Below are 11,801 nucleotides of genomic sequence, written 5' to 3'. Positions count from 1 at the left end.
ATCCCATCCCGAACATCACCAGTCCGACGTTGAGCATCCCTTTGCGGCCGAACCGGTCGCCGAGCGCCCCGGCGGTGAACAGCATGCCGGCGAAGCACAGGCTGTAGATGTCGACCATCCACTGCAGCTGCTGGTCGGTCGCGCCCAGGTCGCGCACCAGTGTCGGCAGGGCGATGTTCAACACGGTGTTGCCCAGGACCACCATCAGCAGGCTCAGGCACAGCACCACGAGGCTGAGCCATCGTCGGGGGTCCCCATCACTGCCGGGTTCCCAGTTGGCGACCTGGCGGCGCATCGTGCGGGTCATCCCTCCACCTCCCTCGAGAACAGCCACGCGGGCTGGCCGGCGATCCCCGACACCTCAGCCGAGCCAGGCGTCCAGGCGTTCGCGCTCGAACGCCTGCTTGCGCAGGTACCGCTCGTGATCCGCGCCGGTGAGGGTCACCTCGGGCCGGGGCTCCGCCAGGAAGTCACCCTCCACGAATGCCACCTGCTCACCCGGTAGCTCCAGAAAGCAGAGCCCGTAGCCATCGAACCGGGCGCGCTCGCCGCCGAGCAGCTCAGCAGCGATGTTGCGCGCCGCCACCGCTCCCTGGCTGGCGGCGAACACCCCCGCCTTGGGGAGCGCACCGCTGGCAGTGGGTACGTGCGTACAGTCACCGACCGCGTAGACCCGGTCGAAGCGGGTGCGCAAGGTGCGCGGATCGGGCTCGACGAACCCGGACGGGCCGGTGAGCCCGGCGGTGGCCAGCACCGGTGGTGCACTGGCGGCGGGCACACCGAGCAGCACCGCGTAGCCCACCGAGGTGCCGTTCGTGAACGCCACCGTCCGCCCCGCGCCGTCGACCCGCTCCACCGCATGCTCGGCCAGCAGCTCGATGCCCCGCTCGCCGAGGTGCGACGCCAGGTAGCGGCTGGCGTCGACCCCGGCCACCGGCAGGGTCATCGGCTGGGGGGTCGAGATCGCCACCTCCACCCGGTCGCGCACCCCGCGGCGGCGCAGTCGCTCGTCGATGGCCAGCACCGCCTCGAACGGGGCCGGCGGGCACTGGAACGGCCCACCCAGGATCGACACCAGCACCCGACCGTCGACGACCGAGTCGAGCTCGGCGCGCATCGCGGGCAGGGCGGCGGGGTCGTAGAGGTCGTGCGCGCCGGGCGCGTCGAGCAGGGAGACGTGGGCCGGCGCGTGGATGGCGCCGAGGGCGATCAGCAGCGCATCGGCGTCGAAGCTGCCGGCATCGGTGTCGACCCGGCGAGCGGCGGCATCGATGTCCGTCACCTCGGTTTGCACGAACCGCACACCCCGGCGTTCGAGCGCGTGCAGTGAGCGGGTGCCGTCGGCGAGGGGACGAACGCCGGCGAGGTCCCACAGCTTGGCGAACCCCATGAAGAAGTGGTCGCGGCGATCGAGCAGCGTCACCTCCAGCTCGGGGTGCGCGCTGCGCAGCTCATGGGCGGCCGCCAACCCACCGAAGCCTCCACCGATGATCACGACCCGGGCCATGGCGTCCTCCTCGACCGATGCCCCGGCGACGGTAGCCGCCGCGGACGGGCGCGCCGGGCGCCGAGACGAGAGGATGGGGACGTGCGAGATCCCACCCGCGACGGTGACGTCCGCTCGGCGCTGCTGGCCGAGCTGGGTGAGCGGCCGGTGGTCCTCGACGCCGACGTGATGGCCGGGTACACGACCGACCGGGCCACGACCGTCGCTCCCGGCACGCCCCTGGCGCTGGTACGGGCTCGCCACACCGCGGACGTGCAGGCGGTCATGCGGGTGGCGTCCCGGTTCCGGGTCCCGGTGGTGCCCCGCGGCCTCGGCACCGGCCTGTCGGGCGGGTCCACGGCCATCGACGGCTGCATCGTCCTGTCCACCGAGCGTATGCGCGCCCTGTCGATCGACACCGCCGCGATGGTGGCCATCGCCGGCCCCGGCATCCGCAATGCCGAGCTCAAGCAGGCCGCCGCCGCGGAGGGTCTGTGGTACCCGCCCGACCCGTCATCGTTCGAGATCTGCTCCATCGGCGGCAACCTGGCCACCAATGCCGGCGGCCTGTGCTGCGTGAAGTACGGGGTGACCACCGACTACGTGCTCGGCATCGAGGTGGTGCTCGCCGACGGGCGGGCCGTGCGGCTCGGCGGGCGAACGGTCAAAGACGTCGCCGGCTACGACCTCAAGCGACTCTTCGTGGGCTCCGAGGGCACCCTCGGGGTCATCACCGAAGCCGTGCTGCGCCTGCGCCCGCTCCCGCCGCCGGCATCGACCGTCGTGGCCAGCTTCGGCTCCCTCGTCGACGCCGGCCACGCGGTGACCCGGATCGTGTCCGCTGTGCGACCCGCGGCACTCGAGCTGATGGACCGTGCCGCGATCGCGGCCGTCGAGGCCGTCAAGCCGATGGGCCTCGACACGAGCGCCGCCGCGCTGCTGCTGGCCCGCACCGACGGAGGCGGCGACGAGGCCCACCGGATCGCCGAGGCCTGCGAAGCCAGTGGCGCCACCTATCTCGCCGCCACCGACGACCGTGACGAGGGCGAGCTGCTCATGGGCGCCCGGCGCATGGCGATCCCCTGTGTGGAGCGGACGGGTACCGTGCTGATCGAAGACGTCGGCGTGCCCGTGCCCCGCATCCCCGAGCTGCTGGCGGCGGTGGAGGCGGTGGCCGTCGAACACCGGACGTCCATCCCGGTCATCGGTCACGCGGGTGACGGCAACTTCCACCCGCTGGTCACGTTCGATCCCGATGACGGCGATGCCGCCAGCCGAGCCCTTGCCGCCTTCGACGCCATCATGGACGCGGCGCTGGCGTTGGGCGGGACGGTGACGGGCGAGCACGGCATCGGGGTGCTCAAGGCCCGCCACCTGGTCAGCCAGCTCGGCAGCGACGTGATGGACCTCACCCGTCGCATCAAGCAGGCGCTCGACCCCCACGACATCCTCAATCCCGGCAAGTGGGTGTGAGCCAGCAGGCTCGGCGCGGCGGTGGCCCGCTGGTCAGGAGCCCCAGAGCCGGGTCGCCAAGCCGGTGGCCCGGGCGACCCGACGGGTGACCGCGGCCTGGATGGCGTCCTCGCCGCCCACCACCGTCACCCGCTCCCGGGCTCGGGTGACGCCGGTGTAGAGCAGCTCCCGGGTCAGGATCGGCGACTCGGCTCGGGGCAACGAGACGACCGCGTGCCGGTACTCCGATCCCTGGCTCTTGTGGATGGTCATCGACCACCAGGTCTCGACCGCGGCCAGCTGCGAGGTGGGCAGCAGGCGGATCCCGCGCTCGTCGGCGGAACGGAAGGCGGCCACCGGGCGGTCATGGTCGTCGCGCATCACCAGCCCCGTGTCGCCGTTGACCAGGTGGTGGAGTGGATCGTTGCGGGTGACGATGACCGGTCGACCGGCATACCAGGTCTCGCCGAGGCCCAACCGGACCGGTCGCCCGTCGGCGCCGCGGATGTCGGTGCGGCCGAGCGCTCCCTCGATGCGCGCCCGCCAGTCGTCGGTGCCGAGCGCACCCCGACGGGTGGCGGCCAGGACCTTGAGCTCCTCCGCGATGGCCAGGCCGGCCGCCGGGTCGCCGTCGATCGCCGCGCTCGCCACCCGGATCGCGTTGTCGACCACGACCTGCTCGAGGCGAGCCAGCGCCCGGGCGTCGTCAGGTCGGACCCACTCGACGTCGTCGGCGCCGGCGGCCAGGAGGGCGATCGTCCGATCGGGATCGCCCCGGCGGATCGCATCGGCGAGCTCGGCGATGGTGGAGTCGGCGCCGAACCGGTGGAAGCGCTCGAGTACCACCACGTTCCCCGCGAGCGGGCCGCGATCGCGGGCCGGCGCATCGGCGACGAGATCGGCGAGCACTGCGCCGGCTTCGATGCTCGCGAGCTGGTGGGGGTCGCCCACCAGCACGACCCTCGCCTCGGGACGCACCGCGTCGAGCAGGCGGGCCATCAGTGGCAACGACACCATCGAGGCCTCGTCGACCACCACCACGTCGGCAGGGATCGGGTGGCGGCGGTGGTGGCGGGCGGTCGTGCCCCGGGCGCCGATGAGCCGGTGGATGGTCGAGGCCTCCAGACCGCGGAGGACCTCCGCCAGCTCGCCGCCGATCGCCGCCTCGTCGATCGCCTGGCGGATCGCTTCGGTCATCCGGGCAGCCGCCTTACCGGTGGGGGCGGCGAGCGCGACCTCCAGGGGTCGGCCCTGCGGCTCGGCGAGCTGGTGGGCGACGGCCAGCATCCGGGCGATGGTCCGGGTCTTGCCGGTCCCGGGACCACCGGCGATCACGGCCAGGTTGCTGGTCAACGCCACCTCGGCCGCCCGGCGCTGGAGGTCGACGTGGCCGGGCGCGGGCGGGAACAGCTGATCGAGGGTCCTGCCCGCGGCCGCGCCGACCCCGGTCGCCCCCGGGGATGGGGTCGCGGCCCGGGTGATGAGGTCGTTCGCCACCTCCTGCTCGAAGCGCCAGTAGCGCTCGAGGTAGAGCCGGGTGCCGTCGAAGACCAGGGGGCGGATCGTGCCGTCGACGGCACCCGCGTCGGGCGAGGGGTCGCCGATCACGGTGGCCACCGCCTCGCTGCCGCGCAGCTCGGCCCGCCAGCGCTCGGGTGAGGGCCACGGGAGCGATGACAGGTCGACCGGGTCGTCGCGCTCGTCGAGCACGATCGAGCCGGGCAGCTCCTCGAGCACGACGCACACGTGGTTCAGCCGGACCGCTCGCACGGCCAACGCGGCGGCCAGCAGGACCTCGGGTGAGGTGGTGGGCGTGAGCCGCCCGACGGCCTCAGCGAGGTGGACATCCGCGTGGTCGAGCACGCCGGCTTCGACGAAGGGCGCCAGGCAGGTGACCAGCGGGCTCAAGAGCGGGGTGGGCGCGGTCATGGCGCCACCTCGCACCCGTGCAGGAGATCGCTGAGCTGGGTGATGAGGGCCGCGGGTGGCTGCCAGGCGAACACCCCGTAGGGCACGCCACCGGCGGTCGGGGTCTCCGGGCCGACCATGCCTCGCAGGAACAGGTAGGTGATCCCTCCGAGGTGGATCGCCGGGTCGTAGTCGGGGACCCGCCAGCGGAGGTACCGGTGCAGGGCGACGGCGTACAGCAGGGCCTGGAGCGGGTAGTGGTGCTCGGCCATCGCCGCCGGGAGGCGGTCGGGGTGGTAGTGCTCGAGCGCAGGTGGCGCCCCTCGGGGGGTGAGGGCGTTGGTCTTGTAGTCGACCACCACGAACCGGTCGGGTTCGGCGTGCTGCTTGAACCGCAGCACCAGGTCGATCGAGCCGGTGAGATGGCCTGCGAGCTGGCGCCGCAGGGCGCCATCGGCGAGCGTTTCGGCCCAGGGCCGCAGACCGTGCCCGGCGGGGAGGTGCCGGAGGATCAACCCCCCGATCGAGGCGTCGTCGGCACCCGTGCCGCGACCGGCCAGCGTCAGCTCGAACGCCAGCTCGTCGAGGCGATCGGCGCGCTCGAAGTCGCACAGGCGGCGATGGCCGAGCTGCGGGCCGAGCGGGGTGGTCAGCGAGCGCATCAACCCCTCGGTGAGGGTGTCGGGGTCGACGCCGGACATCCCACGCCAGCGCGTCGCCCGCACCACCTGCTCGTGGAGCTCGGCCCGCAGGTCGCATGCCGCGAAGTCCGTGTGCTCGAGCACGTCGTGCACCAGGTTGCCGAACGCGGTGCCGCCCCGGACGTCGCCGAGCGGGAGCACCGGGGGCCTCGCTGCCGGCGTGTCGGGGATCGGAGCCTCCGCGGGCACGGGCGCGCCGGTGAGGTCCTCGGGTGGTTCATCGCCGGCGGCTGCGTCGCCCAGCGTGTCGTCGAACGGATCGACCCCTGACTCGCCGTAGGCCCTGGCCATCATCGTGAACGACCATCGCCGGCGGGCCCGGTCGAGCTCCCGTTCGAGGGTGGCCACGGACAGCTCGCCCGTCTCCCGACCGGTGCCGCCCTCCCAGCGGACGGGACCGGCGGGTGGCCCGACGATCGCCGTGGCCACGGTGCCTCCGGCTGCGGTGGCGATGGGCCGCAGGCGGTCGGGTACCTCCTGGTCGGGGGGGATGGGGACCCGCTCGGCGTCGAAGAGCTGCGGGTCGATCCGGCCTTCGTCGTCACGGGCGAACAGCACGCGGGCCAGACCCGTGCGGTCGCTCGAGCTGGCGCGGCACCACCACACGAGCAGTCGATGCTGAGCCCGGGTCAGGGCCACGTACAGCAGGCGGAGGTTCTCGCCGACCGCCGCTCGCTCGGCGAGCCGCTTGCGTTCCTTGGCCGTCCGGGTGTCCGGCCAGGGGTGCTGCGGGCAGAGGTCGATGGTGCGCCGCCCGGTCTGCGGGTCCGGGTAGATGATGAGGTCGCGGACGGTCGTCGGGCTCCCACGCCACAGGTTGGGGCAGCACACGATGGGGAACTCGAGTCCCTTGGCGGCGTGGACGGTCATGATCTGCACCGCGTCGGCCTCGGATTCGATGCGCCGGGCGGTGATGCTCAGGCCGGTCTCGTCGGGTTTGAGATCGGCGAGCCGGTCGAGGGCGGCGACCAGACCGGCCGGCCCGGCGTGAGCAGGCGCCGAGAGGGTCAGGAGCTCGGCCAGGTGATCGAGGTCGGTGAGGTCCCGTTCGCCGGACGGCCGGGCGAGCAGGCGGGGTGCGACCCCCGAGTCGGATCGCACCCGACGGAGGAACTCCGCTGGGCCGCGGGTGCGGAGCACGCCCGCCCAGTGGTGGAGCTGTTCCTGCACTTCGGCCAAGGCCGTGCCGTCGTCGTGGTGGAGCTGATCAGCGGTCCATCCGACGAACCAGCCCAGGGCGGCGGTGCCGGCCCGGCGCGGATCGGCCGGTTGGCCGACCGCTTCGAGCAGCCATCGCCACTGCTGCGCGGCGGTGGTCTCGAGCACCGAGATTCCGCGGGAGACCACGGCGGGGATGTCACAGGCGGCGAGTGCCGACTGCACGTCGGCCGCGTCTCTGTTCGCCACCACGAGCACCGCCACGTCTCGCGGTGTCACCCGGCGCCAGTGGTCGCCGTCGCGCAGCTCGGCGTCCTCGAGGAGGAGGCGGACCTGCTCGGCGAGGTCCGCGTACACCGCCTGCTCCGCCTGGTCGGCCAGCACCACCCCTGGGCTCCGCTGTTGCCGGCCGAGGGCGGGATGGATGGCCAGGCGGAGCGAGAGCGCCGGAAGCTCTTCGCCGCGTACCGAGCGGATCCGCTGGTCGTGATGTCCGGGTGCGGGCTCCACCCGATGGAAGCGGATGCGCTCGTCGCCGAAGGTGGTACCCGAGAGCAGGGCGTCGAGCGCCTCGAGCAGTGTGGCGTCGGAGCGCCAGTTGGTGGCCAGCGTCTCGCTCACCGTGGTCCCCGAGCCGACGGCCTCCAGGTAAGTGTGCACGTCCGCGCCGCGGAACGCGTAGATCGACTGCTTGGGGTCGCCGACGATGACCAGGGTGCTCCCGGTGTCGGGACGACCGAACACCGCGTCGAAGATCTGCCACTGCACGGGATCGGTGTCCTGGAACTCGTCGATGAGGGCGACCTTGAAACGTCGTCGGAGCGCGTCGCGCACCGCCATCCCGCCCCCGGTGCTCGCCAGGGCGTCCCGGAGCCGGGTGAGCAGGTCGTCGAAGGACAGGGTGGCCTGCGCTCGCCGGCGACGTTCCGCCTCGAGCACCACCCGCTCGACCAGCCGGCGGCGGAGTACGGCGATGTCGTTCGAGCTCGCCGGATCCGGTCCCGGCGCCAGCGCGATGCCGGGGTTGCCGGCGACGGCACGAGCCAACTCGAGCAGGGTGTCGTGATCGGGCAGGTGGTCGGCAGGGTGGGCGCCGGAGAGGGCCGCCGCCACGAGCAGGTCCGCGCAGCTCTGGCGGAGTGTCTCGTCGCCGTCCTCGGCGAAGGTGGCGTCGAAGTCGCCCGATGCCACGCCGAGGGCGCCGAGCATCTGCGAGGCGAAGCCGTGGATGGTGGTGATACAGGCACTGTCGAAGCTGGCCAGGGCGGCCATCGACCGCTCGAGCCGCTCCTCGAGGTCGCCCGCGCACAGCAGCCGGAGCACCTCGTCGCCGGACGGTGGGTCGCCGCCGTCGAGCACCGTCGTCAGGGCGGTGCGGGTCTGGGCGAGGCGGTCCCGTACCCGGTCCCGGAGCTCAGCTGCGGCGGCCCGGGTGAAGGTGACCATGAGCAGGCCGCCGATGTCGAAGCCGCCCTCCACCACGTAGCGGGTGGCCAGGCTGGACAACGCGTACGTCTTGCCGGTGCCCGCGCTGGCCTCGATGGCGACCCGACCGGTGGGCAGCGGTGCGGTCGGGTCGAACCGCGGGATGGGCGAGCGGCTCACGTCGAGGCCTCCTCGTCGTCGGTGCCGTCCGCGCCGTCGTCGAGGTGGGACACGGTGCAGGAGTCGAGGATGGTGCCCCACAGATACTGTGCGAAGCGCTCGGCCCGGTTGGTTGCCCGGCCCGGAGGATCGTGTGGTTGCACCGGAAGGGCTCGCACACCGGCGAGGTCGAGGTCGCCGAAGACCAACCGGTGTGCCGGGTCGGTCCCGTCTCCCCCCCAACGGCCGATCCAGTCCTCCTTGGTGGCTCGCCCCTCCGCGAGCGGCCGGGACAGCTTGGGGAACAGCGGGATCGGTTCGCGGCGCGCCCGGCGGTAGCAGTCGACGGCCACGCCGAGGGCCGCGAGGGCGTTCCGGCGGCGATCCTCGACGGTCCGCCCGACCGGCCCGAGGCACTCGATCACCGGAGGCTCGGATCGGCGCGAGCTGTCTTCGTGCGGGGCGATCGTGACCGACCACCAGTCGCGGCTCGGATCGTGGGCGGTGAGGGCCATGAGATCGAGCCAGGCGGCGAGGAACTGTTTCGGTCGTCGCCGGCTGGCGCTGACCCGCACCGGGCCGGGGAGGTCGGCGTGGGCGTCGTCCACCAGCCCGGTCAGTCGGGTCCCGTCCGGGAGCAGGACGTCGATCGGGACCCGGTCCGGCTCGGTGCCGAGCTCGTAGCCGCATCCCGAGAGCCGCTCCAGCAGCCCGTCGACCTTCCCGGTGGCCTCGTCGAGCGCTCGCTGACCGAGCTCGGCTGGCGGAAGGGTGCCGGCCGCTCGCTCGCGCCGCAGCCACGCGGACCGGTCACCCCCCGCGAGTTGTGCGCTCAGCAGGCGGTCGGCGAGCTTCCATCGGTCGAGCGCGGACACCGAGAGGGGCAGCTCCTCGGAGACCTGCTCGGACTCCCACGGCAGCACGATATCGAGGGTGTCGCTGAGGAAGGCCTTCACCGGATGGCCCAGCACCCGGTGCAGGTCGGCCAGGTCGAGGTGCTCCTCGGACCGCTGGTCGATCGGTGAGGCGAGGAACGGTGCCGGCTCGAGCTTGCGCCGTCGGGACCGGGCGGCGTCGAGGAGCTGCGGGTCGAAGCTCCAGGGCCGGGACCGCAGCCGGCCGGGTTGGAAGTTGTGGTCGTCGAAGGGTTGGCGGGGGTGGGCGATGGCGAGCTGGTGGTCGACCCGGTCCCGGTCCTCGGGACGCACGGTGCTGCGCACCACCTCGCGCAGCTCGGCCAGGACCGTGGCCGGTGGCACGGGCTGGTTGGTCACGATGCTGCGTCCCGTGCAGGTGATGAGGACCTGGTCGCTCGCGGCCAGGATGGTCTCGAGCAGGGCCTGCCTGGCATCGGCCCGCGGGTCGGCGTCGCCCAGGTGGGGTGCGGCGGCCGCCAGGTCGTCGCCGTCGGTGCCGGCCCCGGCGAAGGCATCCTCGTCGAGGCCGAGGACGCACACCATGCGGAAGGGCACCCCGCGCAGCGGGGTGGGCGACGAGACGGTGATGCCGCCCCGGAAGAAGTGCGATCGGCGCGGCGTGCCCGCCAGGGGCTCGGCGAAGACCCGCCGGACGTCGTCGAGGTCGAGCGGGGTCGACGACCCCTCACCGCCCGCTCGGGACTGCTCCGCGACGTCGTTCAGGACCTGAGCCAGCCGTTCGGCTTGCCACGGCTCGTCGCGGGGGGCGCGGAACAGGTCGGTCGCCGCGTCGCCGAGCAGCGCGAGCCACTCGTCGATGGTGCGCTTCCCCGCAGCGTGCTCGGCCAGCCACCGGAGCCGGCCGAGCAGATCGGCCAGACGGCCCGCGGTGGCCACCTCGTCACCTTCGATCTCGTGGGGCAGCACGCCGCCCATCGCCAGCGAGAAGCCGTCGTCACTGGTGGCGATGCCGAGGAGGAGGCGGTCGAGCGCGAACCGCCACGACAGGGCCTCGTAGCCGGCCGGGATGTCCCAGTGCCGCCGGTGGTCAGCGTCGAGGCCCCACTTCACGCATGCCTCTCGCACCCATCGGTTGATCTGGTCGAATGCCTCCTCGTCGAGCTCGTAGCGGTCGCGAACCGGCTGCTGGGCGATGAAGTCGAGCACGGCCGAGGCCGAGAACCGGCCGCCGAGCAGCTCGAGCACGCTGGCGAAGGCGGTGACCAGCGCGTCGGTGTCGACCAGCGATCGGTCGGTGATGTGGTACTCGAGCTGCGGTGTGTGCCGGCCGTCGTAGGGTCGGCGGTCCGCGCCGAAGCGACCGAACACCGCCTCGACGAGAGGAGCGTAGGTGGTGATGTCGGGGCAGACCACGAGCACGTCGTCCTCGGCGAGGGACGGGTCGTCGGCCAGCCGGTGGAGGATGGCGTCGCGGAGCACCTCGACCTGCCGCATCGCCCCGTGGCAGGTGTGCACCTCGATCGACCGGTCGCCGGGCTCGAGCACGTGATCGCCCGCCGGCGGCCGATCGGCGCGCAGGTCGGCCTGCACCCGCTCGAGGAGGGTCCGGGGCTCATCCCGACGCTCGGGATCGAGCTCGACGATCCGGGTCTCGGGTGCCGCGGCGGTCGAGGCGGCCCAGAGGATCGTGGCTTCCCGGCTCGGGCGAGCCCAGGAACGCAGGAGGGGGTGCGCGACCGCCTCCGCGGAGTGGTCGTCGGCCCGAAGGAGGAGCGGCGCTCCGCGGGACTGGAGGCGCGTCCGCAGCGATCGGGCGAGCGGGAGCGAGGGCTGGACCAGGAAGAGGTGGACCTCATGGCTGCAGGCGACGGCGGAGACGAGCTCGAGGAACGGCGCGCCACCCGGGACCGAGGAGAGGCCGAAGAACGACAACCGGGCGGGGAGGCCCGGCACCTGCTCGCCGTCGCGGAGCCGGGCCACGATGCCCGGCAGCCGTTCAGCCGGGCTCGGGGTGCCGATCCGTCGCCGGAGCGATCGGAAGAGGTGGTACTGCCAGACGGCCGAGGGGTCGAGACCGGCGCCCGCGCCGTCCACCCCGCGGCCCTCCGCCCAGGCCCGCAGCATCGCCGGCCGGTGGGTGGCGTAGCGGTCGAGCAGATCGGCCACCCGTCGGGCCTGGCCGAAGGCGGTGGCCCCGTCCGGCACGGCGGCCACGGGGCCGAACCGCCGGTCGCCCCGGGCGGCGTCGAGCGTGCCGAGCACCTCCCAGGTGAGGTGCGGCAGCGACCACGGGTCGGGCTCGCCGTCGAGGTCCGCGGCGAGCACCGACGAGCGCAGCGCCCCGGGGAAGCGGTGGTCGAGATTCGCCGCCACCCCATCGAGATCGCCGTCGCTCGCGCCGAGTCGGCGGGCGAGACGGAGTCGCAGCCATCGGCTGAGACCGGCCGAGGGTGTCGCCAGCCATTCGGGGGTGAAGGGGTCGGCCGGGGGCTGTCCGAGCACCTCGGCGAGCGGGTCGACGAGGCGCTCGAGCTCGTCCGCGACGTGGAGGTGCAGCACGTCGCGAACTGTACGAGAGCACGGTGACAGCCATGACGGGGCCTGCGGTCCCGCGCCCCCCGGGACAGGGCAGCG

At 73.2% G+C, this 11,801-nt stretch carries 6 protein-coding genes; 1 reads left to right on the top strand and 5 read right to left on the bottom strand.

Going from position 1 to position 11,801, the window contains the following annotated elements; genetic code table 11:
• Positions 1 to 307: MFS transporter (locus tag V7004_RS07605; protein WP_334143140.1), on the bottom strand; the 307-nt coding region annotated here is incomplete at its 3' end.
• A gap of 54 nt (positions 308 to 361) precedes the next feature.
• On the bottom strand, positions 362 to 1,507 hold the full coding sequence (locus V7004_RS07600; RefSeq protein WP_334143139.1) for an NAD(P)/FAD-dependent oxidoreductase: 1,146 nt from the start codon (positions 1,505 to 1,507) through the stop codon (positions 362 to 364).
• A 168-nt stretch (positions 1,508 to 1,675) separates the two neighbouring features.
• Between V7004_RS07600 and V7004_RS07595 the strand changes: the two genes are divergently transcribed.
• The gene (locus V7004_RS07595) at positions 1,676 to 2,959 is read left to right on the top strand and encodes an FAD-binding oxidoreductase (RefSeq protein WP_442968025.1); all 1,284 of its coding nucleotides are present in this window, start codon (positions 1,676 to 1,678) and stop codon (positions 2,957 to 2,959) included.
• Positions 2,960 to 2,992: 33 nt separating this feature from the next.
• Here the strand turns inward: V7004_RS07595 and recD are convergent, their stop codons facing one another.
• From recD to recC, 3 genes are read right to left on the bottom strand one after another with little or no spacing between them, the layout of a single operon-like run.
• Positions 2,993 to 4,867: an exodeoxyribonuclease V subunit alpha gene (gene recD, locus V7004_RS07590; protein ID WP_334143137.1), complete on the bottom strand. Its 1,875-nt coding sequence runs from the start codon at positions 4,865 to 4,867 to the stop codon at positions 2,993 to 2,995.
• The gene (locus tag V7004_RS07585; protein ID WP_334143135.1) at positions 4,864 to 8,310 is read right to left on the bottom strand and encodes a UvrD-helicase domain-containing protein; all 3,447 of its coding nucleotides are present in this window, start codon (positions 8,308 to 8,310) and stop codon (positions 4,864 to 4,866) included. Before V7004_RS07585 ends, recD begins: the two co-directional genes overlap by 4 nt.
• Positions 8,307 to 11,726, bottom strand: a complete 3,420-nt coding sequence (gene recC, locus V7004_RS07580; RefSeq protein ID WP_334143134.1) for an exodeoxyribonuclease V subunit gamma — start codon at positions 11,724 to 11,726, stop codon at positions 8,307 to 8,309. The genes V7004_RS07585 and recC overlap by 4 nt, the downstream gene beginning before the upstream one ends.
• Positions 11,727 to 11,801: the final 75 nt, after the last annotated feature.

Source organism: Rhabdothermincola sp., from assembly GCF_036846205.1.
GTDB lineage: Bacteria > Actinomycetota > Acidimicrobiia > Acidimicrobiales > Acidimicrobilacustridaceae > Rhabdothermincola.
The sequence above is the reverse complement of the archived record's forward strand: the minus strand, read 5'-3'. Positions and strand labels throughout refer to the sequence as shown.

Coding starts and splice junctions, on each gene's coding strand:
- V7004_RS07600 (WP_334143139.1), bottom strand. CDS start 1,507: ATGGCCCGGGTCGTGATCATCGGTGGAGGCTTCGGTGGGTTGGCGGCC.
- V7004_RS07595 (WP_442968025.1), top strand. CDS start 1,676: ATGGCCGGGTACACGACCGACCGGGCCACGACCGTCGCTCCCGGCACG.
- recD (WP_334143137.1), bottom strand. CDS start 4,867: ATGACCGCGCCCACCCCGCTCTTGAGCCCGCTGGTCACCTGCCTGGCG.